A 26,738-nucleotide genomic window follows, 5' to 3' on the forward strand; every position below is an offset into this window, starting at 1 on the left:
TTGCATTGTGCAACCATTGCCAATCGCGCTGCGAAAGCGCATCGGCATGGTCCGATAATGCCGGCTCGAACACGATACGAGAAAGAGACCACTATGACCGATTATCCCACCCTTTACCTGTCAATTGGCGGCACCAACCTGTCAAATGAAGGGCGCGATGCCGTCAATGTGATCAATCCGGCCACCGGCGAAACCATCGGCAGCGTGCCACATGCCACCGCCGCCGATCTGGATGCCGCGCTCGACAACGCAGCCAAAGGCTTCAAATCATGGCGCAATACCCCGGCGGACAAACGCGCTGCGACCCTCAACAAAGCGGCTGCGCTGATCAGGGAACGCGCTGGCGAAATCGCAGTGTCGCTCACTCTCGAACAAGGTAAGCCGCTGGCCGAGGCAAAGGGCGAAATCATCTACTCCGCGATGCTGCTCGAATTTTATGCAGGCGAAATCAAACGGATATATGGTCGCACACTGGTCCGCCCCGAAGGGCAGCGGGTGGAAGTGCAATATCATCCGGTCGGCCCGGTCGCCGGGTTCGCGGCATGGAATTTCCCCGCACTCAACGTCATGCGGAAAATCGGCGGTGCGCTGGCTGCGGGCTGCTCCACCATTGTAAAGCCTTCGGAAGAAACGCCCGCTACCGGCCTCGCGCTGGTGCAGGCGCTGATCGATGCCGGAGTGCCGGGTGACGCGGTTCAGTGCGTGTTCGGGGTGCCGGACGATGTCAGCCGCCACCTGCTCGCTTCACCGATTATTCGCAAGATCACCTTCACCGGCTCAACAGCAGTCGGCAAGCATCTGGCGAAGCTGGCGGCAGACGATCTCAAGATCGCGACGATGGAGCTGGGCGGGCACGGGCCGGTACTGGTGTTCGACGATGTCGATATCGACAAGACGCTCGATACGATGGTCGCTGCGAAATATCGCAACGCCGGGCAGGTCTGCGTCAGCCCTACCCGCTTTCTGGTACACGAAAGCAAGTTCGAACAGTTCCGCGACGGATTCATCGCGCGGGCGGAAAAGATCAAAGTCGGCAATGGGATGGACGAAGGCACCCAGATGGGGCCGATGGCCAGCGAGCGCGGGCCGGATGGCATTGCCAGGAAGATCGCAGATGCGGTCGAGAAAGGCGCCAAGCTGGGCACCGGCGGCGAACGGATTGGCAATCAGGGGTATTTCTACCAGCCATCGGTCCTGTCCGAAGTGCCGACCGATGCCATCATCATGAACGAAGAGCCATTCGGCCCGATCGCTCTCATCAATCCGATGGCCGGAGAAGAGGCGATGATCGAAGAAGCAAACCGTCTGCCTTATGGCCTGGCCGCCTATGCATGGACCAACGATCCTGCCCGCCGCCGCCGCCTCGCCGCAGAGGTCGAAGCAGGCATGTTGGCGATCAATTCCGCCGGAGTAAGCGCGGTCGATGCCCCGTTCGGCGGGGTCAAATGGTCGGGTTATGGCAGCGAAGACGGGCGCGAAGGCGTGATGGCCTGCATGGTGCCGAAAACAGTTCACGAATCCTGACACCAGAGACACAAAACTTACCTTGAACAGCAGTCAGCAGCCAGCCATGCTGGGCGCCAGCTGACAGGAGACTTCACTGTAATGAAAACACGTGCCGCCGTTGCTTTTGAAGCGAAAAAACCGCTCGAAATCGTCGAACTCGATCTTGAAGGGCCCAAAGCGGGCGAAGTGCTGATCGAAATCATGGCGACCGGCATTTGCCACACCGATGCCTACACGCTCGACGGGCTCGACAGCGAAGGGCTGTTCCCTTCGGTGCTCGGCCACGAAGGGGCGGGGATCGTTCGCGAAGTGGGTGCAGGCGTTACCAGCCTGAAGCCGGGCGACCATGTCATCCCGCTTTACACTCCCGAATGCCGCCAGTGTAAATCGTGCCTTTCGGGCAAGACCAACCTGTGCACCGCGATCCGCGCGACACAGGGCAAAGGGCTGATGCCCGACGGCACTTCGCGCTTCAGCTACAAAGGGCAGACAATCTATCACTATATGGGTTGTTCGACGTTCTCGAACTTCACTGTGCTGCCTGAAATCGCCGTCGCCAAAATCCGCGAAGACGCTCCGTTCCAGACGAGCTGCTACATCGGTTGCGGCGTGACCACCGGGGTTGGCGCTGTGGTCAATACCGCGAAAGTGCAAGTGGGCGACAACGTTGTGGTGTTCGGCCTCGGCGGGATCGGCCTGAACGTGATTCAGGGTGCGAAGCTGGCGGGGGCGAACATGATTATCGGTGTAGACATCAACCCCGACCGCGAGGAATGGGGCCGCAAGTTCGGCATGACCCACTTCCTCAACACCAAAGGGATGAGCCGCGACGAAGTCGTCGCCAAAGTGGTCGAAATGACCGATGGCGGCGCGGACTACACCTTCGATTGCACCGGCAATACCGAAGTGATGCGGACCGCACTGGAAGCCTGCCATCGTGGCTGGGGCACCAGCGTCGTGATCGGCGTGGCCGAAGCGGGCAAGGAAATCGCCACCCGCCCGTTCCAGCTGGTGACGGGGCGCAACTGGCGCGGCACGGCATTCGGCGGTGCCAAGGGCCGCACCGACGTGCCCAAGATCGTCGACTGGTACATGAACGGGAAGATCCAGATCGACCCGATGATTACCCACGTTCTGACACTGGAAGAAATCAACAAGGGCTTCGACTTGATGCACTCAGGCGAATCGATCCGCAGCGTTGTGGTTTATTGAGGAGAGATAGGAATATGTTCAGCCATGTCATGCTGGGGGCCGACGATTTCGATGCGGCCAAGAAATTCTACGACGCGACGCTGGGCGTGCTCGGCGCACGTGAAGGCAGCATCGATCCCAAAGGGCGGTTGATCTACATTCACAATGGCGCGGCTTTCCTCATCACCAAACCGATCGATGGCCAGCCCGCGAGTTGCGGCAACGGTTCGACCATCGGTTTCGCGATGGAGAGCCCCGAACAGGCGAAGGCCTGGCACGACGCCGGTGTTGCCGCGGGCGGCACCTCGATCGAAGACGAGCCGGGCGAGCGCCCCGGTTCGGGGATGTACCTTGCTTACTTGCGCGACCCGTCGGGCAACAAGCTCTGTGGTCTTCACCGTCTGGGGTGAACCGCCTAAAGAACATTCTCCCCTTCTTGTATGAAGGGGCCGGGATCGGGGGTTGCCGCGCAACGAATGCCGGCGCCCCCACCCCTCCTCGCATCGGGAGGGGTTTTTAACATGCGCGGCGAAGTTGGCTTGCGGGCGGATCTGGCCGCATTGGCGATCCCTTTCACCGAGCATGAACATGCGGCGGTGTTCACTGTCGCGGAAAGCCGCCGGATCGATGCCGACTTGCCCGGCAGGCATACCAAGAACCTGTTTCTGAAAGACACCGCCGGAGATTTCTGGCTGGTGACCGTACCCGCAGAGGCGCGGGTGAAGCTGAAGGCCCTGCCCGATTCCATCGGCTGCAAACGGGTCAGCTTCGCCAAGCCAGAGGATATGGAGCGCCTGATCGGCATCACACCGGGCAGCGTCACGCCGCTGGCGATGATCAATGCCGCACCGGGCAGTGTCACACTGGTGCTGGAAGAAGGGCTGGCGGCGGCGGAACGGATCAATGTCCACCCGTTACGCAACACCGGCACTCTGGGTCTTGCCGGGCGCGACGTGCTGGCGCTGTGCCGCCACTGGGGCCATGAACCGCGCATCGCCGCCATACCGATTGAGGAACCATAATGACGTTTGAAACGCAATCCACCAACCGCGCCTTTGGCGGAACACAAGGGGTATATACGCACCAATCGGAAGCGACCGGCACGGCTATGACCTTCTCGGTGTTCGTCCCCGAACATGCACCGGGCACGAAACTGCCGGTGCTGTGGTATCTTTCCGGCCTCACCTGCACCCATGCCAATGTGACCGAGAAGGGCGAATTCCGCGCCGCTTGTGCCGAACACGGCATCATCTTCGTCGCCCCCGACACCTCGCCCCGCGGCGACGATGTGCCTGACGATGACAATTACGATTTCGGCAAAGGCGCCGGGTTCTATGTCGATGCCACGCAGGAACCGTGGGCGCAGCATTTCCAGATGCGCCGCTATATCGAACAGGAATTGCCTGCGCTGATCGCCGCACATTTCCCCGTCGACATGGAGCGGCAGGGGATCACCGGCCACTCGATGGGCGGGCACGGCGCGCTGACTATCGCACTACGCAATCCGGGGCGGTTCCGTTCAACCAGCGCATTCGCGCCGATTGTCAGCCCCCTGGGATGCCCGTGGGGAGAGAAGGCGCTTGGCGGATATCTCGGCCCGGATCGGGCGGCATGGCGCGAATACGACGCCTGCGCCCTGATCGCGGACGGCGCGCGCCTGCCCGATCTGCTGGTCGATCAGGGTACAGCCGACGGGTTTCTGGACGAACAGCTCAAGACCCACCTGCTGACAGAAGCCTGCGCCAAGGCCAATATCCCCGCCACGATCCGTATGCAGGAAGGGTACGATCACTCGTACTATTTCATCTCATCCTTCATGGCCGAGCATGTCGCATGGCACGCGGAGCGGTTGCGGGGGTAATTGTGACCCATCGCCTGACGATATGTTGCGGCAGGTTGCGGCCCAGTTACGGACACTGATGCGGCGAGTTAAATTGCTACATAATAGTATTTGAGGGAAGACAACACTTGCTCAATGCGATGATAGTAGGACTGTTGGCAGCAAGCGCGGGTTCGGCAGAGATCACATGCCCCGCAAATGATCCCCGCCAAGATTATCATTTGGGAAGCGTCTGTGCTGTCCCCTCGGAGGAGGCACCTGCTTACTCGGCTACCTTGATGATCGACATGGCTCCTCCTCCCGCGTCACAGCAGGTTATGATGTATCGTAGTGGGGACCAATGGCTGCTGCGGATTGCCGGCTATCGTTGGATACCTGAGGGCGGAGCTGCGACGAGGCGCCGTGAAATTGCTATCTTGGATGCAGATGCAGAAGAGCTGGCCAGTCGCATCACCGAAGCGGATCTGAACCAGCTTAGCCAACTCCCATTCTACGGGCCAAATGCACTTTTTTGCTTGCACGGAACAACTCTCGCGGTGTCAATTGGGGTAGCCGGGAAAATGTCTAGCGCCACTCAACATAGTTGCGCGGGCAAGACTAAGCTGAATCAGCTGGCCGCGGCGTTCCGTCAACTCGCTCTCAAATACGACCCCGAATTCGAAGGTCTGCTCTCTGGCTTGCTGGAATAGGTTCGTGCACCGCACAGCGGTCGAAAAAGCAGGTCCGCTTTCCACTCTCATTTCCGACATATCCATAGCGTATTCCGCCGGTCAGTCTTGCCAGCACTGCGCCCGCACCGCTGCTGGTCTTTTGCAGGCATAAACGAAAACCCCGCCGGAAGCGGTGTGCTTCCGGCGGGGTCATTCTATGTCGGTCCGGTCAGACCGGAGAGGAGATCAATCCTCTGCCTTGTCTTCGACCACGGTGTCCTCGGTCGCAGTATCTTCTGCAGTTTGCAGGTAATCGCCTGCATCGGCGTCGGTGCCGTGGGTTTCACCTTCGACCGCAGCCAGCGGATCGTTGCCGGTATCGTCGAGCGGATCGCGCAGCGCTTCGGCGGCGCGTTCTTCCGCAGCGGTGTTGGCAGCGATGATCGCGTCCTGCGCCTTCTTCCACTGAGCCCGCAGAGCGGCATCGCGGCTGGAAGCCGTCACGCGCATACGGTTCATACCGGCACCGGTGCCCGCCGGGATCAGGCGGCCAACGATCACGTTTTCCTTCAGACCGATCAGCGAATCGCGCTTCCCTTCGACCGCCGCCTGCGTCAGCACACGGGTGGTTTCCTGGAACGAAGCGGCGGAGATGAACGAGCGGGTCTGCAGGCTCGCCTTGGTGATCCCGAGCAGGATCGGCGTGCCCGTTGCAGGCTGCTTGCCCCTGCCAAGCTTGGAATTGACTTCGTTCATTTCCTCCAGATCGACCTGTTCGCCAGGCAGGAGAACAGTGTCGCCGCCGTCGGTGATTTCAACCTTCTGCAGCATCTGGCGAACGATCACCTCGATGTGCTTGTCGTTGATCTTCACACCCTGCAAACGATAGACTTCCTGGATTTCGTTCACGAGGTATTCGGCCAGCGCCTCGACACCCATGACTTCCAGAATGTCGTGCGGGTTGGGCGAACCGGAGATGAGCGTATCGCCCTTCTTCACGAAGTCGCCTTCCTGCACGTCGATCACTTTGGTCTTGGGGATCAGGTACTCGACTGCTTCACCTTCCTCCGGCACGATCGCGATCTTGCGCTTGGCTTTGTATTCGCGAACGAATTCGATCTTGCCGCTGATCTTGGCGATAACCGCATTGTCCTTCGGCATACGCGCTTCGAACAATTCGGCCACCCGCGGCAGACCGCCGGTGATGTCGCGGGTCTTAGCTGCTTCGCGTGAAGCACGGGCGAGAATGTCACCCGCTTCGACCTGCTGGCCATCTTCCACCGACAGTGTCGTGCCCGGAGCGAGCATATAACGCTGTGCTTCGGTTTCGCCGTCGTCGGTCTGGCCTTCGCCCAACAGCGTAAGCCGCGGACGCAGGTCTTCCTTCTTCTTGCGACCCGATGCACGCAGTTCGGTGACGACACGCTGGGCAATACCCGTCGTTTCATCGACGCGTTCTTCCATCGTCGTGCCGTCGATCAGGTCCTGATAACGGACCATACCCGACTGTTCGGTGATGATCGGCAGAGTGAACGGATCCCATTCGGCCAGGCGATCGCCTTCCTTCACCGCATCGCCATCCTTGAACATCAGGACAGTACCATACGGCACCTTGTGGATTTCGCGTTCGCGCCCTTCGGCGTCGATCACTGCCAGCTCACCGTTACGCGCCATCGACAGGATCTTGCCACGCTTGTCGATGATAGTCGGCATATCGCGGTATTCGATCTTACCGTCGGAGATCGATTCCAGATGGCTGGTTTCGTTGAGCTGCGCCGCGCCGCCGATGTGGAAGGTACGCATGGTCAGCTGCGTGCCCGGTTCACCAATCGACTGTGCCGCGATCACGCCAACCGCTTCACCGATGTTCACCGGTGTACCGCGGGCAAGGTCACGGCCGTAGCAGGTCGCGCAAACGCCCTGTTCGGCTTCGCACACCAGCGGCGAGCGGATCTTCGCCACCTGCACTTCGGCTTCCTCGATGGTCTTGACCATCGGTTCGTCGAGCAAAGTGCCTGCCTTCACGATCACTTCGCCGGTCGCTGCGTTGACGATATCTTCGGCCACGGTGCGGCCGAGGATACGTTCGCCCAGCGACGCAATCACCGAACCACCCTGAACGATCGCGCGCATTTCCAGCGCGTTTTGGGTCTTACAGTCGGTTTCGACGATCACGCAGTCCTGCGACACGTCGACCAGACGGCGAGTCAGGTAACCCGAGTTCGCCGTCTTGAGCGCGGTGTCGGCCAGACCCTTACGGGCGCCGTGGGTCGAGTTGAAGTATTCAAGAACGGTCAGACCTTCCTTGAAGTTCGAGATGATCGGCTGCTCGATGATTTCGCCCGAAGGCTTGGCCATCAGACCGCGCATACCGGCGAGCTGCTTCATCTGCGCTGGCGAACCACGCGCACCGGAGTGACTCATCATGTAGATCGAGTTGATCTGCGCTTCACGACCGTCGGCATCCCTGGGACGCGCACGGATTTCGTCCATCATGGCGTCCGCCACCTGGTCGCCGCAACGGCTCCAGGCGTCGATCACCTTGTTGTACTTTTCCTGCTGCGTGATCAGGCCGTCCTGATACTGCTGTTCGTAATCGGCGACGAGCGACTTGGTCTGATCGACCAGTTCGACCTTCGAATCCGGGATGATCATGTCGTCCTTGCCGAACGAAATGCCCGCACGGAACGCGTGGCGGAAACCGAGCGACATGATCGCGTCGGCAAACAGCACGGTGTCCTTCTGGCCGGTGTGACGATAGACTTCGTCGATCACGTCGCCGATGTCTTTCTTGGTCAGCAGACGGTTGATGACTTCGTAAGGAACCTTGTGGTTCTTCGGCAGGCATTCACCGATCAGCATACGGCCCGGAGTGGTATCCACCCGCTTCATATACTGCTTGCCCGCTTCGTCGGTCTGCGGAACGCGGCTGGTGATCTTCGAGTGGAGCGTCACCGCACCCACTTCGAGCGCCTGATGCACTTCGGCCATATCGGCCAGCAACATGCCTTCGCCCGGTTCGCCTTCGCGATCCATCGACAGGTAATAGAGGCCCAGCACCATGTCCTGCGACGGAACGATGATCGGCTTGCCGTTCGCGGGGCTGAGAATGTTGTTGGTGGACATCATCAGCACGCGCGCTTCGAGCTGGGCTTCCAGCGACAGCGGCACGTGGACCGCCATCTGGTCACCGTCGAAGTCGGCGTTGAAGGCCGAGCAGACCAGCGGGTGAAGCTGAATCGCCTTGCCTTCGATCAGCACAGGTTCGAACGCCTGAATGCCAAGACGGTGAAGCGTCGGCGCGCGGTTCAGCAGAACCGGGTGCTCGCGGATCACTTCGTCGAGGATGTCCCAGACTTCCTTGCGTTCCTTCTCAACCCACTTCTTCGCCTGCTTAAGGGTCATCGACAGACCCTTGGCATCGAGGCGGGCGTAGATGAACGGCTTGAACAGTTCGAGCGCCATCTTCTTTGGCAGGCCGCACTGGTGCAGCTTGAGTTCCGGCCCGGTCACGATGACCGAACGGCCCGAATAGTCGACGCGCTTACCCAGAAGGTTCTGACGGAAACGGCCCTGCTTGCCCTTGAGCATGTCGGACAGCGATTTCAGCGGACGCTTGTTCGCCCCGGTGATCACGCGGCCACGACGACCGTTATCGAACAGCGCATCGACCGCTTCCTGCAGCATACGCTTTTCGTTGCGGACGATAATGTCCGGCGCGCGCAGTTCGATCAGGCGCTTGAGGCGGTTGTTACGGTTGATGACGCGGCGATAAAGGTCGTTAAGATCCGACGTTGCGAACCGGCCACCGTCGAGCGGCACCAGCGGGCGCAGTTCGGGCGGGATGACCGGGATCACTTCGAGGATCATCCATTCGGGGCGGTTGCCCGAATCGATGAAGCTTTCGACGACCTTCAGACGCTTGATGATCTTGGCGGGCTTGAGCTTGGACTTGGTGGTCGCCAGCTCTTCCAGCAGATCGTCGCGCTCACGCTCAAGGTCGAGGTCCATCAGCATGAATTTGACCGCTTCGGCACCGATCCCGGCGCTGAAGCTGTCTTCGCCGTATTCGTCCTGCGCTTCGAGCAGTTCGTCTTCGGTCAGCAGCTGGAATTTTTCCAGCGGGGTCAGGCCCGGTTCGGTGACGATGTAGCTTTCGAAGTACAGCACCCGCTCAAGCTGCTTGAGCTGCATGTCGAGCAGCAGGCCGATGCGCGAAGGCAGCGACTTGAGGAACCAGATGTGCGCGACCGGCGCAGCCAGTTCGATGTGGCCCATGCGTTCGCGGCGGACCTTGGTCACAGTCACTTCGACGCCGCACTTTTCGCAGACGACGCCCTTGTACTTCATGCGCTTGTACTTGCCGCACAGGCATTCGTAGTCCTTCACCGGACCGAAGATGCGCGCGCAGAACAGGCCGTCACGCTCAGGCTTGAACGTGCGGTAATTGATCGTTTCGGGCTTCTTGATTTCACCGAACGACCACGAACGGATGCGTTCGGGCGATGCGATGCCGATCTGGATCTGGTCGAAGGTTTCCGGCTTGGCCAGCTGGTTGGTGAATTTGGTCAGTTCGTTCATTTTGCAAATTCCCTTGGGGGGATCAACAGGGGGTGGCGGGGAGGCGGCCCTTCGCGAGCCGCCGGCCCCTGTTATTCAGCGGCAATCTGGCTGAGGCCGTCGCCATCTTCATCGCCATCGTTAAGCGACGAGAGTTCGACGTTGAGGCCCAGCGAGCGCATTTCTTTCACGAGCACGTTGAAGCTTTCCGGGATACCGGCTTCGAAGGTGTCGTCGCCCTTGACGATCGCTTCGTAAACCTTCTGGCGGCCGACCACGTCGTCCGACTTCACCGTGAGCATTTCCTGCAGCGTGTAAGCCGCGCCGTATGCCTGAAGCGCCCAGACTTCCATTTCCCCGAAGCGCTGGCCACCGAACTGCGCCTTACCACCCAGCGGCTGCTGGGTGACGAGCGAGTACGGGCCGATCGAACGGGCGTGGATCTTGTCGTCGACCAGGTGGTGCAGTTTGAGCATGTAGATATAGCCCACTGTCACCTTACGGTCGAACGCCTCGCCCGTGCGCCCGTCGAACAGCGTGACCTGACCCGAGGTGGGCAGGTTCGCCTTTTCGAGCATGATCGACACGTCGCCTTCGCGGGCCCCGTCGAACACCGGCGTACCGAACGGCACACCGTTCTTGAGGTAGCCCGCCATCTCGACGATTTCAGCGGTCGAGCGGCTGTCGATGTCGGCGTGGTACTGTTCGCCGTACACGTCCTTCAGCTTCTCAACCACGGCTTCCGGCGGCTTGGCAGCAGCCGGATCGGGGTTAGCTTCGCGCCATTCTTCCAGCGCAGCAGTGATCTGCTGACCAAGGCCACGCGCCGCCATGCCGAGGTGGGTTTCGAAGATCTGCCCCACGTTCATACGCGACGGCACACCCAGCGGATTGAGCACCAGATCGACCGGCGTTCCATCTTCCAGGAACGGCATGTCTTCCTGCGGCAGAATGCGCGAGATAACACCCTTGTTACCGTGGCGGCCGGCCATCTTGTCGCCCGGCTGCAGCTTGCGCTTCACCGCGACGAAGACCTTGACCATCTTGAGCACGCCCGGCGCCAGTTCGTCACCACGCTCCAGCTTTTCGCGACGGTCTTCGAACTTGTCTTCGATACCCTTCACGGCTTCGTCGTACTGCGCCTTGATCGCTTCGATCTGGCTCTGGCGATTGTCGTCGGCAACAGCGAACTTGAACCATTCGAACTTCTCGATTTCGTCGAGCAGTTCTTCGGTGATTTCGACGCCCTTCTTCGCACCCTTCGGTGCAGCCGAAGCGGTTTGGCCGATCAGCATGTCTTTCAGGCGGTTGTAGGTCGCGCGGTTAAGAATGGCGCGTTCGTCCTGGCTATCCTTGCGGAGGCGTTCGATTTCCTCGTTCTGGATCGCACGGGTACGGTCGTCCACTTCGATACCGTGGCGGTTGAACACGCGCACATCGACGATCGTGCCCGAAACGCCCGGCGGCAGACGAAGCGAGGTGTCGCGCACGTCGCTGGCCTTTTCACCGAAGATAGCGCGCAATAGCTTTTCTTCCGGGGTCATCGGGCTTTCGCCCTTCGGCGTGATCTTGCCGACCAGAATGTCGCCCGGATGCACTTCTGCACCGATATAGACGATGCCCGCTTCGTCGAGGTTGCGGAGCGCTTCCTCGCCTACGTTGGGGATGTCGCGCGTGATGTCTTCCGGGCCAAGCTTGGTATCGCGGGCCATCACTTCGAAATCGTCGATATGGATCGAAGTGAACACGTCGTCTTTCACGATGCGTTCGGAGATCAGGATCGAGTCTTCGTAGTTATAGCCGTTCCAGGGCATGAACGCGACGAGGCTGTTCTTGCCCAGCGCCAGTTCGCCCAACTCGGTCGAGGGACCATCGGCGATGATGTCGCCCGCTTCCACCGATTCGCCCACTTTGACCAGCGGACGCTGGTTGATGCAGGTCGACTGGTTGGAACGTTCGAACTTCTGCAGGCGATAGATGTCCACGCCCGACTGACCGGGTTCGACATCGCCCACTGCGCGGATCACGATGCGGGTCGCGTCGACCTGGTCGACCACGCCGCCGCGGGTCGCGGTGATCGCAGCGCCCGAATCGCGGGCCACAGTTTCTTCCATGCCGGTGCCGACGAACGGCGCCTCGGCCCGTACCAGCGGCACGGCCTGACGTTGCATGTTCGAACCCATCAGCGCGCGGTTCGCGTCATCGTTTTCAAGGAACGGGATCAGCGATGCCGCAACCGAAACGAGCTGTTTCGGGCTGACGTCCATCAGCGTGATCTGTTCACGCGGCAACATCACGAACTCGCCGCTTTCACGGGCGGAGATCAGTTCTTCGGTAAAGCTGCCATCTTCGTTGGTTTCTGCCGAAGCCTGCGCCACGGCGTGCTTCTGCTCTTCCATCGCCGACAGATAGACCACTTCGCTGGTCACTTTGCCGTCGATGACCTTGCGGTACGGGGTTTCGATGAAGCCGTACTTGTTGACGCGGGCGAAAGTCGACAGCGAGTTGATCAGGCCGATGTTCGGGCCTTCGGGCGTTTCAATCGGGCAGATACGGCCATAGTGCGTCGGGTGAACGTCGCGGACTTCGAAGCCTGCGCGTTCGCGGGTCAGACCGCCCGGCCCAAGCGCCGAAACGCGGCGTTTGTGCGTGACTTCCGACAGCGGGTTGGTCTGGTCCATGAACTGCGAGAGCTGGCTCGACCCGAAGAATTCGCGCACCGCAGCCACCGCAGGCTTCGCATTGATCAGATCGTTGGGCATTACCGTCGAGACATCGACGCTGCTCATGCGCTCTTTCACTGCGCGTTCCATACGCAGCAGGCCGACGCGATACTGGTTTTCCAGCAACTCGCCCACCGAACGGACACGGCGGTTGCCGAGGTTATCGATGTCGTCGACTTCGCCCTTGCCGTCTTTCAGATCGACCAGTTCCTTGACTACGGCGAGGATGTCTTCCTTACGCAGCGTAGTCACGGTGTCTTCGGCATCGAGGCCGAGGCGCATGTTCAGCTTCACGCGGCCCACGGCGGACAGGTCATAACGTTCGGGATCGAAGAACAGGCCTTCGAACAGCGCCTCTGCGGTTTCCTTGGTCGGCGGCTCGCCGGGACGCATGACCTTGTAAATCGCTTCCAGACCTTCGTCGCGGTTTTCGGCCTTGTCGACCTTCAGCGTGTTGCGGATCCACGGGCCGGTGTTGACGTGATCGATATCGAGCAGGACCAGCCGGTCCACCCCGGCAGCATCGAGCTTTTCAAGGTTGTCGGTATCGACTTCGTCGCCCGCTTCGATCCAGATGCGACCGGTCGATTCATCGATCATGTCAGCCGATGCATAACGGCCGAAGATTTCCTCGGTCGGGATCAGCAGGGCTTCGAGACCGTCCTTGGCCGCCTTGTTCGCAGCGCGCGGGCTGATCTTCTGATTGGCGGGGAATACTTCTTCGCCCGTTTTGGCATCGACCAGCGCGAAAGCCGGCTTCTGACCGCGCCATGCATCGGCGACGAACGGGATCTTCCAGCCATCCTTAGCGCGTTCCCACACCACGGTGTTGTAGAAGACCGAGAGAATTTCTTCGCTGTCGAGGCCCAGCGCATAAAGCAGCGCGGTCACAGGCAGCTTGCGCTTGCGGTCGATACGGACGTTGACGATGTCCTTGGCGTCGAATTCGAAATCGAGCCACGAACCGCGATACGGAATCACACGGGCAGCAAACAGCAGCTTGCCAGAGCTGTGGGTCTTGCCGCGATCGTGATCGAACAGCACACCCGGCGAACGGTGCATCTGGCTGACGATCACGCGTTCGGTGCCGTTGATGAAGAACGTGCCGTTCTCCGTCATCAGCGGCATGTCGCCCATGTACACGTCCTGCTCTTTAATATCGAGCACCGAACGGGTTTCGGTTTCCTGATCGACTTCGAACACGATCAGGCGCAGCGTCACCTTCATCGGGGCCGCATAGGTAATGCCGCGCTGGCGGCATTCGGTCACGTCGTACTTGGGATCTTCGAGTTCGTAGTGAACGAAATCGAGTTCCGCCGTGCCCGCGAAATCGCGGATCGGGAAAACCGAACGCAGCGTCTTTTCAAGGCCGGAGACATAGCCGGTCGAAGGATCGGAACGCAGGAACTGCTCGTAGCTTTCGCGCTGAACCTCGATCAGGTTCGGCATCTTCACGACTTCGTGAATATCGCCGAAGATTTTGCGGATGCGCTTCTTGCCGGTGCCGGTCTGCTTGGCCGGAGCCTTCGCCTTGGTCGCCATAGGGAAAATATCGCCTTTGCCTTGATGCCGACCCTGTGGCGGGCCAGCGGATTATCGCTGTTCACGCGCGGGAAGTCAGCCGGGACGCAGGAAACCCGCAGCATATATGCACCCCGTTTGCGAGTGCTGCTGCAGGCAAATATTGCGTCGCGATTATGGCTGTCGCCGCTTCCATCCCGGCAGGACCTTCGCGCCAAGGCCCCGCTTGCTCGAAGCGTTCGATGTGATCGCCATGTAGGAAAGGGGCTTGCCGGAGTCAATGTTTGTGTTGCGGCCGCCCATCCGGGTGGACGTCCTCGGCACTGCTCCCTCCGCTGCGCTGCGGGGCACCTGCGGGCGGGCGGTCGCCCTTGCGGTTCGCAGGGCGCAAACCGTTCATTTGCCTGGTGTTGCGTCCGCCCATCCGAGCGGACGTCCTCGGCACCACTCCCTCCGCTGCGCTGCGGGGCGTCTGCGGGGCGCAAAAAGCAGTAACATATCGTTTTTCGATATTATCGATTGACAATAAACCGACTCGTATTTATTGATTATCGATATTGACCATATCGGAGAACGAAAAATGACTAAGCCAAACCTTCTCGCCGCCGCTCTCGCCCTCGTGCTGACGGCCGTCACCTTCCATCAGGCTATCGCCATCCCCGCCCCGGCCACAACGCCAATCATGGCGCAGCAATTGCTTGCCTGAACTCAGCACGACGCAAAGGACATCGCCATGAACAACCGCCCTAACGACATTCTCCTCCTCATCGGCAAAATCATCTGCATTTTCATGCAAGCAGCCCTTGTGATCGGCGCGATCGCACTGACTATTGCTATCCCTGTCGTGCTGATTTTCGGATCGAGCGTGACCGGGACGGGCGGGCTTCCCGCCGACTTCCCGCTTTGGGCGCTCGCTGCTGTGATGGCGGTCGGCCTCATCATGGTGGCGCTGATGTTCGGTTTCTTCGATCGCCTGCGCCGCATCATCGGCACCGTTGGACAAGGAGACCCGTTTCAGCCCGAAAACGCCACCCGCCTTTCACAGATGGGCTGGCTGATTGTCGGGGCGCAGCTCATGGTCATCCCCGCAGGAATACTGGCAGCGGTGATCGCCCCGTTTGCAGACAAGATGGACAACGTACACTTCACCATCGATAGCGGCTTCGACGCGGAAGGTATTCTGCTCGCTATCGTCCTGTTCATCCTCGCCCGCGTGTTCCGCCACGGCGCCGCGATGCGCGACGATCTGGAAGGAACGGTATAATGGGCGGCGAAACCGAAGGCAGCGCCATCGTGGTCCGGCTCGACGATCTGCTTTACGAACGGCGCATGACGCTGACCGAACTGGCTGAGCGGGTTGGCCTGACACTGGCCAATCTGTCCATCCTCAAGACGGGCAAGGCCAAGGCCATGCGATTCAGCACACTGGAGGCGATCTGTCGCGAACTGGACTGCCAGCCGGGCGACCTGCTTGAATATCGCCCGGATACCGTTTGACGATCGACCCGGAGGAGCCAGATTGCGGCGGCATGCCTTTATGGCGCGCCGCCGCAGCTGTTTCGCCAAACGGATCACCGCACACAAAGCCCGCATTGCCCCCGTTCTCAAAGCGATAGCGCTCCGCGTTCATCTGTCAGACAGGTCAATCTGAACACCCGGCAGCCCTCTGGCATTGTCCCCGGCCTCCCCGCCGGGTTCCCCCGGTGCCAATCGCCACGCCTCGGCTGCCACTTCCGATTATCAGGCGCGAGGCGAACGAAAACAGCAGTCCGGCGCGATCCTGTGCCGGATAACCAGTTTTAAGGAGCGGAAATATGAACGTCATTTCCCGAACGTCCGGTGCTCTTCCCCTGATCGCCCTTGTTGCCATGGCCGCATCGGCCCCTCTTGCAGCGCAGCCTGTTTCTTATGATGAGGGGGGTGAACCCGCCACCACAGTCATCGGCACGCCCCCAGCCGATCTGAGCGAGCTGGAAGCCGGCCCGGAAATCAACGGCATCATTACCGCCCGCGACAACACCCGTTTTAAGGTTACCGCAGAGGACGGCACCGACACGGTCCTCTATATCAGCGACGCCAGCGAAATCCGTTCGAGCGGCGGTTTTCTCGGTCTGGCGCGTGACAAGCTGGGCTCCGAAGCTCTGCTGAACGGTTTGCCGGTGTCGGTCGAAACCAAACAATGGGCCAGCGGTCTGGTCGCCAGCAAGATCGCACTGAAGAGCAAAGATCTCAAAACCGCTCAGATGATCCACAGCGGCACCGCGCAAGGCTTTGCCGAACAGACCGCCGCGACCGAGGCGCTACGTGGCCGGATGGGCGACATCGACAAGTACAACGTCAAAGGCACCACCAACGTCTATTTCGACACCGGCAAATGGAAGCTGACCCCCGAAGCGGAACGCGATCTGTGCGCCGCAGCCTCGCAAGCCGAAGCGATGGACAATGCCCTGCTGCTGGTAGTCGGCTACACCGATTCGGACGGTAGCCAGGAATTCAACCAGACGCTGAGCGAAAAACGCGCCGGGCGCGTGGTCAACTATCTGCAGCAGAACTGCGGATGGAAGCCCTATCGCATGCTGACCCCGACGGGCATGGCCGAAGCCGATCCGGCGGCGGATAACACCACCGCGTACGGCAAAGCTCAGAACCGCCGCGTGTCGGTCAACATCCTCGTCAGCAAAGGGCTCGACGGGATCTGATGACATAGCAGCCTCGGCCCCTCGCGATGTGGTGAGGGGCCGAGGCTGTATTACGGGTAAAGCCAGTCCCCGCCCTCGTCATTGCGAGAAGCCGCAGGCGACGTGGCAACCCATGAACCGCACTTCGTTTCCATCGCAACCACCGCGATGGGCAGCACCCTCACACCATGAATTGCTTCACTCAAATAACGAACAGGCAGGTTTCGAAAACCCGCCATTTGCAGACCGCGAAGGCGAAAGCGCAGCCCACCCCCGCAGGGGTTTCACTTGACTCGCGTCCCCAAATCCCTATTGGTCCGCGCTGACCGTTACGGCGGTCGTCCGTCCGAGACAGCTGGTGGGGGCAATGGCTCCCTTAATTTCCGGCCTAGGCGGGGAACAGAGTTTTATCGGGCAACGCCGTCAGGGTGTTTCCCAATCGCGCTATCGGCGCACCTCCTTCCCTTGTCGATGGACTCGCCTGCGTTGCAGCTTCGGCTGCCACGCGGACAAGCATGAGCCGGTCCTGTCGGAGCCATCCGGCGGGATCATAGTGAAGGAGTAAGGCATGGATCGTTCGCAGAAATCCGAAGCGGTCGCATCGCTGAACGCAGTCTTCCAGGAAGTTGGCGTGGTGGTTGTCACCCGCAACCTCGGCATGACGGTGGACCAGTCCACCGAACTGCGCGGCAAGATTCGTGAAGTTGGTGCAACCTACAAGGTTGCGAAGAACCGTCTCGCCAAGCTCGCCCTCAAGGACACTCCCTACGAAGGGCTGGAAGAATATCTCTCCGGCCCGACGGCGCTCGCCTGGTCGGAAGACCCGGTGGCGGCGGCCAAGGCCGCAGTGGAATATGCCAAGACCAACGACAAACTCGAAATCGTCGGTGGTTCCATGGGCGGGCAGTTGCTCGACGAAGCCGGGGTCCGGGCGCTTGCCTCGATGCCCTCGCTCGACGAGCTGCGCGGCAAGCTGGTCGGTCTCGTCAACGCACCGGCGACGAAAATCGCCCAGGTCGTCAACGCACCGGCTGCCAAGCTCGCTCGTGTCTTCGGTGCCTATGGCGCCAAGGATGCGGCGTAAGCGGTTTTTCGAATTCGATACGAAACATCTGGGGCCATCCGCCCCGCCAATATTTGGAGTAACCAATCATGGCCGATATCGCCAAGCTTGTTGAAGAACTGTCGAAGCTGACTGTCCTGGAAGCCGCTGAGCTTGCCAAGGCACTGGAAGAAGAGTGGGGCGTGAGCGCCGCTGCTGCTGTTGCTGTTGCTGCCCCCGGTGGCGCCGGTGACGCTGCTGCCGCTGCTGAAGAAAAGGATGAATTCGATGTCATCCTGACCGGCGACGGTGGCAAGAAGATCCAGGTCATCAAGGAAGTCCGCGCCATCACCGGCCTGGGCCTGACCGAAGCCAAGGCTCTCGTCGAAGGCGCCCCGAAGGCGCTGAAGGAAGGCGTGAACAAGGCAGAAGCCGAAGACATCAAGGGCAAGATCGAAGCAGCCGGCGGCACCGTCGAACTGAAGTAAGCCTTACGCGCTTACATTCGATCTCGCTTGCGAGACACGCGAAGGGCGGTCCCGATGGGGCCGCCCTTTTTGCTTTAGCCGCTGCGTTGTCCCCGTTCACCCACGTGCGATGAGCCGCGCAAACACTGGCTGCCGCAAATGCGCCGCCCGCGGACCGCCACGTGCCGGTCCGCCAGTCGAACTACCGCTCCTGCTGGCGGATCACCATATCGCGGGCGGCGCGGTAATCGCCCGCTTCGCGCTGGGCCTCCAGACGTTCGCGATCGTTGTCGCGATAGGTATGTTCGGCGCTGTCGATATCCTGCAGGTTGTCGCCCAGCGCCTCCAGCGCGGCGCGCGCCATCGCAACCGCCGATTCCATCACTTCGCGCACGGCATATTCGTGCGGTGCATCGCGCAGGTCGATCAGTGTGCGCCGGTCGTATGCGCGCAGGAACACGCGGGCTTGCGGGAATGCTTCGCGCACCGCCTCCAGCACACCGGCATCGATCTGCTGCCCGTCGATGCAGAAACAGATAATGGTCGCTTCCCCCGCGCCCGCCTGCCGCAACAAGTCGATCCGGGTGCCATCGCCGAAGTAGACCTTGGCCCCGAACTCGCCCGCCGTATCGATCATTCCGGTATCGCGGTCGATCAGCGTGACCGGGATATCGCTGGCGATCAGCATTTGCGCCACCGTTTGCCCGAACCGGCCATAGCCAATCACCAGCGCGCTGGCCCCGTCGGCACGCGGTCCTTCGCGTTCTTCGGAAGAGGCCGGACCGCGGCGCAAAGGGGCGGTGAGCATCATCAGGAACGGGGTGGTCGCCATCGACAGAGTGACAACCGCGCCGAACAGGCTGGCCGCTTCGGGGCTTATCAGCAACCCGTTCTGCGCCTGCGCGAACAGCACGAAACCGAATTCACCCCCCTGACTGAGCAACAGACCGAGCGCGAGCGCGCCACGCCAGTTCATGCCCGCAACCATGCCCAGCCCGCCGATCACCACCGCCTTGGTCGCGATCAGCGCCAGTGCCATGCCCGCGACGAACAGCGGCCGCTCGGCAATTGCATGAAGATCGAGCATCATCCCGACCGACAGGAAGAACAGGCCCAGCAGAATCGAGCGGAACGGTTCGATATCGGTTTCCAGCTCGTGCCGGTAGGGGCTGTCAGCCAGCATTACCCCAGCGATAAAGGCGCCCAGCGCAGTCGACAGACCCAGCCATTGCATCAGCGCCGCCGATGCGACCACCGTGAACAGCGCGGCGACCACGAACATCTCGCGTTCGCCAATATTGCCGATCAGGCGAAACATCGGGCGGATCACGAAACGGCCAGCCAGAATAAGCCCGACGATGGCCGCAACGGTCATCAGGGCGAGCTGCCAGCCCGGCGGCCCTTCCTGCGCCTCGGGATTGCGACTAATCGCGGCAATCACAGTGATAAGCGGGATCAGCGACAAGTCCTGAAACAGCAGGATCGAAAACGCCCGCTCGCCGAACGGGCTACGCAAACGCCCCGCCGATTGCAGCATCGGCAGCACCTGCGCGGTCGAACTCAGCGCCAGCGGCAGGCCCAGCGCCAGCGCAGCCGCCCATGTGAAGGTCGTGGCCAGCCCGATCACCACCGTCAGCGCCAGACCGCACAGCACCACCTGCGCCAGACCCAGCCCGAAAATATCGCGCCGCAATCGCATCAGCCGCGCAGGCGCAAGCTCGAGCCCGACGACGAACAGCAGCAGGGTAATCCCCAGTTCGGCAAACTGGATCTTGGTTTCGGCCTCGCCCGTCAGGCCCAGAACCTGCGGCCCTACGACCGCCCCGGCGACGAGGTAGCCAAGCGTCGCCCCTAGGCCAAGGCGGCGGAACAGCAGCACGAAACCGAGCGCAAAGCCCAGCAGGACCAACCCTTCGTACAGATAACCTGTTCCGCCGCCTTCGTGCATCCGGTCAGGACAACGATTTAAGGTAAGCGATGACTTCCTTGCGCTTCGCTTCGTCTTTCAGACCGAAGAAAGTCATCTTGGTGCCAGGCACGACCGCTTTCGGGTCAGTGAGATATTTGTCCAGCGTGGCATCGTCCCACGTCAGGCCCGATTCTTTCATCGCTGTGCTGAACTGATAGCCGGGAATCTCACCCGCTTTGGTGCCATATATGCCTGCCAGCGACGGGCCGATCTTCATCTCGCCCGGTTTGGTGCTGTGACATGCCTTGCACTGGAGAAACGCAACCGGCTCCTTGCCAGCGGCCGCAGCATCGACTGCCGCCGCGGTATCCTGCGCCGCATCGGCGGCCGCGTCAGTCGCAGGCGCGGCTGTTTCAGCGGGCGTCGCTTCGGGTGCAGCGGTCGCTGCCGGAGCGGAATCGCTATCGTCCGCAGCCTGGCCACATGCAGCCAGCGCCAATGACAAAGTCAGCGCACAAGCGATGGAAAACGTGTGTTTCATAACGGTTCTTCCCCTTGGTATCGTGATACGATGCCCGACACCTAGGCCCACCCCATACCCGCCCAATGATTTCGGTCAAAGATGCAAGTTGGCCCGTACCCCTATCATGTCGATTCCGGGGTTCTGCTCTCTGTCGAACAAGCGGGCGTTGGAAATATGCACCCAGCTTGCCTCCAGCGTCAGGCGCGGGGCGATCTGTGTGCCGACAGCAATCTCCGGCTCGAACAGCACCCGGCTGCCCAGATCGGTGCGATAGCCGGTATCGGGATTGACCCGCGTCGAGGGAGCGTTGTGCACCACCAGCCCGACACCCGGACGCACGTAGAGAGAGCCGAGCGAGAATTTGCGGCCGACCCCCGCGCCGATAAAATCGGTTCCGCCGTCCGAGTTGACCGAGCCGAACACATACGGCTGCAACCGCAGCGGCCCGGCCACGGGATCGAGTCGATAACCCGCCTGAATGTCGGTGCCCGATTCCTGAGTATCCAGCGTAAATGGGGTATCGACGGCATGGGCATATACCCCACCATAGATTTCCCCGGCCATTGCCGGGGACGCGAGCAGTGAAACGCCCGTAACCATACAGGCTGAAAGGATTTTTGCGATCATGTTTGGGCAATGGCTGTGGCAAGCTTGCCGCAAGCTTAAGCGATCTTCGCACCAACCGCATTCCCGGCTTCCCCCGTCACATGCCCCCGCCTATCCGGGGCGGCTTTATGTCTGACGCAAATACTCTTGAGCGCAACAGCGCATGGCGCGGCGAAATTCGCGCAACCTTCAAGCTGGGGTGGCCGCTGGCGGCTGCCAACCTGCTGCAAATGCTGGTGCACGCGGTCGATGTTATTTTCGTTGCCCGTCTGGGAGAGCTGGAGCTGGCCGCTGCCGCGCTGGCGATTGCGCTGTTCGGGCTGATCATGTGGGCGTTTTCCGGGCTGACCGGGATGGTCGCTGCGCTGATCGCAGAGGAATTGGGGCAGCGGCGCCATTCGGTGCGCGAAGTTCGCCGCAGCGTGCGGATGGGCCTGTGGCTGGCGGTGGTCTGCGGGATCGCGGGCATGCTGGTCTGCCTTTCCGGGGAAAGCCTGATGCGGGCGACGGGGCAGGATCCGGCGATCTCCACTATGGCAGGCCGGTTTCTGACGATCATCATGTGGGCAATGGTGCCGATGATTATCGCCAACGTGCTGCGTAGTTTCGTCTCCGCGCTGGGCCGTCCGGTATTTGCCACTGCCATCACCGCGTCGGCCATCGGGGTCAGCGCATTGGCAAACTATATGCTGGTGTTTGGCCACTTTGGCGCCCCTGCGCTCGGCCTCGACGGGTCGGCGCTCGCCAGTGTCCTCACTGCAAGCTTCATCGTACTGGCCTATGTCATTGCGATCGGCACCGACCGTCGGCTGCGCCGCTATCGCATTTTCGGCAACTGGTGGCGCCCGGAATGGAGCCGTTTGCGTGAACTGGTCCGCCTCGGCACTCCGGTTGCGCTGACGATTCTGGCCGAAGCCGGTCTGTTCAGCGCCGCTGCGTTTCTGATGGGGCGCATCGGGCCGGTGGAACTGGCCGGACACACCATTGCGCTGCAAATCGCAGCGCTGGCGTTCCAGATTCCGTTCGGCATCGGACAGGCGGCAACCATTCGCGTGGGATACCATTATGGCGCGGGCGACCGCGATGCAGTGGGCCGGGCAGGTTGGGTCGCCATCGGCATGGCAATGGCCTTTGCCGCGGTCAGCGCCAGCGCGATGGTGCTGTGGCCGATGGCCATGCTGGGCATCTATATCGATCCCTATGCCCCCGCCAACGCGGCGCTGGTCGGCTTCGCGCTTCAGTTCCTGATCGTTGCTGCGGCATTCCAGTTCGTCGACGGGTTGCAGGCGGTCGCCGCCGGTGCATTACGCGGGGTGCAGGATACCCGCATTCCGATGCTGTTCGCGGTGTTCAGTTACTGGGTGCCGGGCATGGGCGTGTCGGTTCTGCTCGGCTTCTATACCCCGCTGGCGGGGGTGGGCGTATGGCTCGGCCTCGCCGCCGGACTGGTCGTCGCATCGATCCTGCTGCTGGGCCGGTGGATGCGGCGCGACCGGCTGAACCTCGACCGCCACCGCTGAGGTATCGCGGGCGCGGTTTGTCCGGGTTGCCGCACAGGCTGCAATTTTTTTGCGCGCGCACCTGTTGACTCGCTGCAACACCATTCTCATATCGCCGCCGCTGGCACTCTCCATGCGGGAGTGCCAGAGTTACAGTTTCATCCACTCATGAGAGAGGTCAGACACATGGCATTCCGTCCGTTGCACGACCGCGTTCTGGTTCGTCGTATCGAAGCCGACACCAAGACCGCCGGCGGCATCATCATCCCCGACAGCGCACAGGAAAAGCCCAGCGAAGGCGAAATCGTTGCTGTTGGCACCGGTGCGAAGGCTGAAGACGGCACCGTCACCCCGCTCGACGTCAAGGCGGGCGACCGCGTTCTGTTCGGCAAATGGTCGGGCACCGAAGTCAAGATCGATGGCGAAGACCTGCTGATCATGAAGGAAAGCGACATCATGGGCGTGATCGGCTGAGCCGACCCGCACTGACGCTTCCCATACAAGACACGAAATTCCAGGAGAAACATCAATGTCTGCCAAGGACGTAAAATTCGGCCGCGATGCGCGTGAACGCATTCTGCGCGGCGTCGACATCCTCGCCGATGCCGTGAAGGTAACGCTCGGCCCGAAAGGCCGCAACGTCGTGCTCGACAAGAGCTTCGGCGCACCGCGCATCACCAAGGACGGCGTTTCGGTCGCCAAGGAAATCGAACTGAAGGACAAGTTCGAAAACATGGGCGCGCAGATGCTGCGCGAAGTGGCCAGCAAGACCAACGACCTCGCCGGTGACGGCACCACCACCGCCACCGTGCTGGGCCAGTCGATCGTGCGCGAAGGCATGAAGTCGGTTGCCGCAGGCATGAACCCGATGGACCTCAAGCGCGGTATCGACCTCGCCGTTGGCAAAGTGGTCGAAAACCTCAAGGCCCGCAGCAAGGACGTGTCGGGCTCCAACGAAATCGCCCAGGTTGGCGTGATTTCCGCGAACGGCGACAAGGAAGTCGGCGAAAAGATCGCGGAAGCGATGGAAAAGGTCGGCAAGGAAGGCGTCATCACCGTCGAAGAAGCGAAGGGCCTCGAATTCGAGCTCGACGTTGTCGAAGGGATGCAGTTCGACCGTGGCTACCTCAGCCCGTATTTCATCACCAACCCCGACAAGATGACCGTGGAACTGGATAACCCCTATATCCTGATCCACGAGAAGAAGCTGTCGAACCTGCAGTCGATGCTGCCGATCCTCGAAGCTGTGGTGCAGAGCGGGCGTCCGCTGCTGATCATCGCGGAAGACATCGAAGGCGAAGCGCTGGCCACGCTGGTGGTCAACAAGCTGCGCGGCGGCCTGAAGGTTGCAGCGGTCAAGGCACCGGGCTTCGGCGATCGCCGCAAGGCCATGCTGCAGGACATCGCGATCCTGACGCAGGGCGAAATGGTTTCGGAAGACCTCGGCATCAAGCTGGAAAACGTCACTGTCGGCATGCTCGGCGAAGCCAAACGCGTCACCATCGACAAGGACAACACCACCATCGTCGATGGTGCCGGTTCGGCGGACGACATCAAGGCCCGCGTTGGCGAAATCAAGGCTCAGATGGAAGCCACGACCAGCGATTACGACCGTGAAAAGCTGCAGGAACGTCTTGCCAAGCTGGCTGGCGGTGTTGCCGTGATCAAGGTTGGCGGCGCTTCGGAAGTCGAAGTGAAGGAACGCAAGGACCGCGTCGACGACGCACTGCACGCAACCCGTGCGGCCGTCGAAGAAGGCATCGTCCCCGGCGGCGGTACTGCTCTGCTCTATGCCAGCAAGGCGCTTGAAGGCATGAAGGGCGAGAACGACGATCAGACCCGCGGGATCGACATCGTTCGTGCCGCGATCCTCTCGCCGATCCGCCAGATCGCTGAAAACGCAGGCCACGATGGCGCTGTGGTTTCGGGCAACCTGCTGCGCGAAGGCGACGAAAGCCAGGGCTTCAACGCTGCGACCGACACTTACGAAAACCTCGTGGCTGCCGGCGTGATCGACCCGACCAAGGTCGTGCGTACTGCACTGCAGGACGCAGCATCGGTGGCCGGTCTGCTGATCACCACCGAAGCAGCGATTGCTGAAAAGCCTGAAGACAAGGCTGCTGCCCCGGCAATGCCCGACATGGGTGGCATGGGCGGAATGGGTGGCATGGGCTTCTAAGCCCGACCACTACCGTTTGCTGAATCGGCCCGGCAGGAGCGATCCTGCCGGGCCTTTTCTTGCGCTATATCAATCTCTCAACGGGCGAGTTGGCGGCGCGCTTACCCCGCGATACGTGATTACCGCAGCTTATGGTTAAGTTATTTTTGACTTAGATTTGTGACGATTCATGCCTAACGTCGGCAACTGGATGTCGCGAAAGCGCCACTTTTCGTCGCCGCTGCGTTGCGAGGCGGGGTCGGGCCGTTAAGTCTGTGACAACCATGAGGGATTATAACGGGGTTATGGGACGCAAGAACAATCTCGGCCGGTGGACTGCCGGTCTCGCACTGGCCCTCGGCCTCACCGCTGGCTCTGTCGCACCGGCACAGGCGGCCGATGCAGTCGATGTCTCCGCTGCATTCGATCAGGTGCTGGGCACCGATCAGCGCGCGCCGCGCGCGTTCGACCTGCAATACGATTCGGCGCTGGAGCGTCTGGTCGGCCAGATTGCCGACGGTTCGCAAGGGCGGATCGGCGTGGCCGCGGTCGATCTGGTCACCGGCCAGCAGGTATCGATCCTCGGCGATCAGCGTTTTCCGATGGCCAGCACCAGCAAGATCGCCATCGCCGCCACTTTCATGGAAGGGGTGGAACAGGGCCGCTGGTCGCTCTCCAGCGAATTTCCGCTGATGGTCCCCGTCCGTTCGGCCCCGCATTCCAGCGCGGTCGCTCCAGTGCGTCCGGGCAAGTATTTCAAAGCGGTCGACCTGATCGAGATGATGCTCACCCGGTCCAGCAATCAGGCGACCGATGCCTTGCTGAAAGTTGTCGGCGGCCCGCGCGCGGTCAACAAATGGGTTCGGGCACAGGGGATTCAGGAGTTTCAGATCGACCGTGACATCGCCACACTGGTGCGCGACGATGGCGATATCGACCCCGCCAAACAGATCGATACGCGCGATTCCGCCACGCCCAAGGCGATGGTGAAACTGCTGACCGGCCTTTATCAGGGCAAATACCTCAGCGAAGCGAGCCGCCGGGTCATTTTGGGCGCGATGGAACGCTGCCGCACCGGTTCGCGCCGGATCAAGGCTCTGCTGCCGGGCACCGCGATCGTGGCGCACAAGACCGGTTCGCTGAACAACACCTCCAGCGATATCGGCGTGATCAAGGCGCCCAACGGGCACGCGATCGCGCTGGCCGTCTATGTCACCGGGCAAGGTTCGCGCCCCGCCCGCGAAGCGAAAATCGCCAGCATCGCCCGCACACTGTACGATGGCTACACCGCCCGCGCCGACAGCGGCCGACAGTACGCCTCAGCCAATTACTGACACCCCATTACCGACACCCCCCTGTCGGTAGCGCCCTGCCCACCGCACACTGGTGGCGGGGCGCAGTTGGTTGCGCGCCAGACGCACGATGGGCAGATCGCGGCAGGCGGATCGCACACATAGAAAAAGGGCGGCACCTTGCGGCACCGCCCCAATTCTATCGCTTTCGCGCCGAAGGCGCGAGCGCCAGCTCTCAGTGAGCGGCTTCCGAAGCAGCGTCGGCAGCGTCCGAAGCGGTGTCCGAAGCAACGTCGGCAACGGCATCGGCATTGGCCATCGTGTCGGCAGCAGCCGAGTCAGCGGTGGTTGCAGCAGCGTCCTGGGTCTTTTCCGAGCAAGCGGCGACCGAAAGAGCGGCACCAGCGACAGCAGCGGCGAGAATGATCTTACGCATAATTCGTTGTTCCTTTGAACAGCGGTTACAAAATGCCCCGGCGTGCTGCCGTGCATGACCGCCCAAATAATGGCAACTTTGTGGCAAAGCAAGCCATTTCCGCCCTATTTGCCCAAATCCCGCCGCATTCTCCATAG

At 61.2% G+C, this 26,738-nt stretch carries 22 protein-coding genes; 16 read left to right on the forward strand and 6 right to left on the reverse strand.

Going from position 1 to position 26,738, the window contains the following annotated elements; translation table 11 throughout:
• Positions 1-93 precede the first annotated feature (93 nt).
• From CV013_RS03190 to CV013_RS03215, 6 genes are all read left to right on the forward strand, one after another.
• Positions 94-1,524: an NAD-dependent succinate-semialdehyde dehydrogenase gene (locus CV013_RS03190; protein ID WP_102153820.1), complete on the forward strand. Its 1,431-nt coding sequence runs from the start codon at positions 94-96 to the stop codon at positions 1,522-1,524.
• Between the two features lie 81 nt (positions 1,525-1,605).
• Positions 1,606-2,718, forward strand: a complete 1,113-nt coding sequence (locus tag CV013_RS03195) for an S-(hydroxymethyl)glutathione dehydrogenase/class III alcohol dehydrogenase (protein ID WP_102153821.1) — start codon at positions 1,606-1,608, stop codon at positions 2,716-2,718.
• Between the two features lie 14 nt (positions 2,719-2,732).
• Entirely contained in the window at positions 2,733-3,107 is a 375-nt protein-coding gene (locus CV013_RS03200; RefSeq protein WP_102153822.1) for a VOC family protein, read from the forward strand.
• A gap of 111 nt (positions 3,108-3,218) precedes the next feature.
• Positions 3,219-3,719, forward strand: a complete 501-nt coding sequence (locus CV013_RS03205) for a prolyl-tRNA synthetase associated domain-containing protein (protein WP_102153823.1) — start codon at positions 3,219-3,221, stop codon at positions 3,717-3,719.
• Positions 3,719-4,558, forward strand: coding sequence for an S-formylglutathione hydrolase (fghA, locus tag CV013_RS03210; RefSeq protein ID WP_102153824.1), 840 nt, complete (start codon positions 3,719-3,721; stop codon positions 4,556-4,558). The genes CV013_RS03205 and fghA overlap by 1 nt, the downstream gene beginning before the upstream one ends.
• 296 nt (positions 4,559-4,854) lie before the next feature.
• On the forward strand, positions 4,855-5,226 hold the full coding sequence (locus tag CV013_RS03215; protein ID WP_123639866.1) for a hypothetical protein: 372 nt from the start codon (positions 4,855-4,857) through the stop codon (positions 5,224-5,226).
• A 207-nt stretch (positions 5,227-5,433) separates the two neighbouring features.
• Here the strand turns inward: CV013_RS03215 and rpoC are convergent, their stop codons facing one another.
• Complete coding sequence (gene rpoC, locus CV013_RS03220) at positions 5,434-9,768, reverse strand: DNA-directed RNA polymerase subunit beta' (protein WP_102153826.1); 4,335 nt, start codon at positions 9,766-9,768, stop codon at positions 5,434-5,436.
• Between the two features lie 71 nt (positions 9,769-9,839).
• Entirely contained in the window at positions 9,840-14,012 is a 4,173-nt protein-coding gene (gene rpoB / locus CV013_RS03225; RefSeq protein WP_102153827.1) for a DNA-directed RNA polymerase subunit beta, read from the reverse strand.
• A 559-nt stretch (positions 14,013-14,571) separates the two neighbouring features.
• Between rpoB and CV013_RS15930 the strand changes: the two genes are divergently transcribed.
• The 6 genes from CV013_RS15930 to rplL all read left to right on the forward strand — a co-directional run bounded on the left by CV013_RS15930 (position 14,572) and on the right by rplL (position 18,199).
• Complete coding sequence (locus tag CV013_RS15930; RefSeq protein WP_267907952.1) at positions 14,572-14,697, forward strand: hypothetical protein; 126 nt, start codon at positions 14,572-14,574, stop codon at positions 14,695-14,697.
• Positions 14,698-14,724: 27 nt separating this feature from the next.
• On the forward strand, positions 14,725-15,255 hold the full coding sequence (locus CV013_RS03230) for a DUF2975 domain-containing protein (RefSeq protein ID WP_102153828.1): 531 nt from the start codon (positions 14,725-14,727) through the stop codon (positions 15,253-15,255).
• Positions 15,255-15,488, forward strand: a complete 234-nt coding sequence (locus tag CV013_RS03235) for a helix-turn-helix domain-containing protein (protein WP_102153829.1) — start codon at positions 15,255-15,257, stop codon at positions 15,486-15,488. Before CV013_RS03230 ends, CV013_RS03235 begins: the two co-directional genes overlap by 1 nt.
• A 317-nt stretch (positions 15,489-15,805) precedes the next feature.
• Positions 15,806-16,690, forward strand: coding sequence for an OmpA family protein (locus CV013_RS03240; RefSeq protein WP_102153830.1), 885 nt, complete (start codon positions 15,806-15,808; stop codon positions 16,688-16,690).
• Positions 16,691-17,237: 547 nt separating this feature from the next.
• A complete protein-coding gene (rplJ, locus tag CV013_RS03245; RefSeq protein ID WP_102153831.1) occupies positions 17,238-17,753 on the forward strand; it encodes a 50S ribosomal protein L10 in 516 nt (171 codons plus the stop codon).
• 68 nt (positions 17,754-17,821) lie between these two features.
• The gene (gene rplL / locus CV013_RS03250) at positions 17,822-18,199 is read left to right on the forward strand and encodes a 50S ribosomal protein L7/L12 (RefSeq protein WP_102153832.1); all 378 of its coding nucleotides are present in this window, start codon (positions 17,822-17,824) and stop codon (positions 18,197-18,199) included.
• Positions 18,200-18,380: 181 nt separating this feature from the next.
• On the opposite strand, the gene CV013_RS03255 is transcribed toward rplL, so the two are convergent.
• From CV013_RS03255 to CV013_RS03265, 3 genes are all read right to left on the reverse strand, one after another.
• A complete protein-coding gene (locus tag CV013_RS03255; RefSeq protein WP_102153833.1) occupies positions 18,381-20,126 on the reverse strand; it encodes a cation:proton antiporter domain-containing protein in 1,746 nt (581 codons plus the stop codon).
• Between the two features lie 4 nt (positions 20,127-20,130).
• Positions 20,131-20,628, reverse strand: coding sequence for a c-type cytochrome (locus tag CV013_RS03260; protein ID WP_102153834.1), 498 nt, complete (start codon positions 20,626-20,628; stop codon positions 20,131-20,133).
• Between the two features lie 75 nt (positions 20,629-20,703).
• The gene (locus tag CV013_RS03265) at positions 20,704-21,237 is read right to left on the reverse strand and encodes an acyloxyacyl hydrolase (protein WP_102153835.1); all 534 of its coding nucleotides are present in this window, start codon (positions 21,235-21,237) and stop codon (positions 20,704-20,706) included.
• Positions 21,238-21,344: 107 nt separating this feature from the next.
• On the opposite strand from CV013_RS03265, the gene CV013_RS03270 reads away from it, so the two are divergent.
• From CV013_RS03270 to CV013_RS03285, 4 genes are all read left to right on the forward strand, one after another.
• Positions 21,345-22,736: an MATE family efflux transporter gene (locus CV013_RS03270; RefSeq protein WP_102153909.1), complete on the forward strand. Its 1,392-nt coding sequence runs from the start codon at positions 21,345-21,347 to the stop codon at positions 22,734-22,736.
• A 165-nt stretch (positions 22,737-22,901) separates the two neighbouring features.
• Positions 22,902-23,189 (forward strand): co-chaperone GroES, encoded by a 288-nt coding sequence (gene groES, locus CV013_RS03275; RefSeq protein ID WP_102153836.1) that lies wholly within the window; start codon positions 22,902-22,904, stop codon positions 23,187-23,189.
• 55 nt (positions 23,190-23,244) lie between these two features.
• The gene (gene groL / locus CV013_RS03280) at positions 23,245-24,894 is read left to right on the forward strand and encodes a chaperonin GroEL (RefSeq protein ID WP_102153837.1); all 1,650 of its coding nucleotides are present in this window, start codon (positions 23,245-23,247) and stop codon (positions 24,892-24,894) included.
• Positions 24,895-25,157: 263 nt separating this feature from the next.
• Positions 25,158-26,207 carry a serine hydrolase gene (locus CV013_RS03285; RefSeq protein WP_232806557.1) on the forward strand — a complete coding sequence of 350 codons (1,050 nt, stop codon included), beginning with the start codon at positions 25,158-25,160 and terminating at the stop codon, positions 26,205-26,207.
• Positions 26,208-26,400: 193 nt separating this feature from the next.
• Here CV013_RS03285 and CV013_RS03290 read toward each other — a convergent pair whose 3' ends face one another.
• Positions 26,401-26,601, reverse strand: a complete 201-nt coding sequence (locus CV013_RS03290) for a hypothetical protein (protein WP_102153839.1) — start codon at positions 26,599-26,601, stop codon at positions 26,401-26,403.
• Positions 26,602-26,738: the final 137 nt, after the last annotated feature.

The sequence above is a fragment of the Tsuneonella flava genome (genome assembly GCF_002870965.1).
Lineage (GTDB): Bacteria > Pseudomonadota > Alphaproteobacteria > Sphingomonadales > Sphingomonadaceae > Tsuneonella > Tsuneonella flava.

Excerpts from the sequence above, each read along its gene's own strand:
- CV013_RS03260 (WP_102153834.1), bottom strand. The coding sequence starts at position 20,628 with ATGAAACACACGTTTTCCATCGCTTGTGCGCTGACTTTGTCATTGGCG.
- CV013_RS03255 (WP_102153833.1), bottom strand. The coding sequence starts at position 20,126 with ATGCACGAAGGCGGCGGAACAGGTTATCTGTACGAAGGGTTGGTCCTG.
- CV013_RS03200 (WP_102153822.1), top strand. The coding sequence starts at position 2,733 with ATGTTCAGCCATGTCATGCTGGGGGCCGACGATTTCGATGCGGCCAAG.
- groL (WP_102153837.1), top strand. The coding sequence starts at position 23,245 with ATGTCTGCCAAGGACGTAAAATTCGGCCGCGATGCGCGTGAACGCATT.
- CV013_RS03195 (WP_102153821.1), top strand. The coding sequence starts at position 1,606 with ATGAAAACACGTGCCGCCGTTGCTTTTGAAGCGAAAAAACCGCTCGAA.
- rpoC (WP_102153826.1), bottom strand. The coding sequence starts at position 9,768 with ATGAACGAACTGACCAAATTCACCAACCAGCTGGCCAAGCCGGAAACC.
- CV013_RS03215 (WP_123639866.1), top strand. The coding sequence starts at position 4,855 with ATGATGTATCGTAGTGGGGACCAATGGCTGCTGCGGATTGCCGGCTAT.
- CV013_RS03285 (WP_232806557.1), top strand. The coding sequence starts at position 25,158 with ATGAGGGATTATAACGGGGTTATGGGACGCAAGAACAATCTCGGCCGG.
- CV013_RS03240 (WP_102153830.1), top strand. The coding sequence starts at position 15,806 with ATGAACGTCATTTCCCGAACGTCCGGTGCTCTTCCCCTGATCGCCCTT.
- CV013_RS03190 (WP_102153820.1), top strand. The coding sequence starts at position 94 with ATGACCGATTATCCCACCCTTTACCTGTCAATTGGCGGCACCAACCTG.
- CV013_RS03235 (WP_102153829.1), top strand. The coding sequence starts at position 15,255 with ATGGGCGGCGAAACCGAAGGCAGCGCCATCGTGGTCCGGCTCGACGAT.
- CV013_RS03230 (WP_102153828.1), top strand. The coding sequence starts at position 14,725 with ATGAACAACCGCCCTAACGACATTCTCCTCCTCATCGGCAAAATCATC.
- groES (WP_102153836.1), top strand. The coding sequence starts at position 22,902 with ATGGCATTCCGTCCGTTGCACGACCGCGTTCTGGTTCGTCGTATCGAA.
- fghA (WP_102153824.1), top strand. The coding sequence starts at position 3,719 with ATGACGTTTGAAACGCAATCCACCAACCGCGCCTTTGGCGGAACACAA.
- CV013_RS03290 (WP_102153839.1), bottom strand. The coding sequence starts at position 26,601 with ATGCGTAAGATCATTCTCGCCGCTGCTGTCGCTGGTGCCGCTCTTTCG.
- CV013_RS15930 (WP_267907952.1), top strand. The coding sequence starts at position 14,572 with ATGACTAAGCCAAACCTTCTCGCCGCCGCTCTCGCCCTCGTGCTGACG.
- rplL (WP_102153832.1), top strand. The coding sequence starts at position 17,822 with ATGGCCGATATCGCCAAGCTTGTTGAAGAACTGTCGAAGCTGACTGTC.
- CV013_RS03270 (WP_102153909.1), top strand. The coding sequence starts at position 21,345 with ATGTCTGACGCAAATACTCTTGAGCGCAACAGCGCATGGCGCGGCGAA.
- rpoB (WP_102153827.1), bottom strand. The coding sequence starts at position 14,012 with ATGGCGACCAAGGCGAAGGCTCCGGCCAAGCAGACCGGCACCGGCAAG.
- rplJ (WP_102153831.1), top strand. The coding sequence starts at position 17,238 with ATGGATCGTTCGCAGAAATCCGAAGCGGTCGCATCGCTGAACGCAGTC.
- CV013_RS03265 (WP_102153835.1), bottom strand. The coding sequence starts at position 21,237 with ATGATCGCAAAAATCCTTTCAGCCTGTATGGTTACGGGCGTTTCACTG.
- CV013_RS03205 (WP_102153823.1), top strand. The coding sequence starts at position 3,219 with ATGCGCGGCGAAGTTGGCTTGCGGGCGGATCTGGCCGCATTGGCGATC.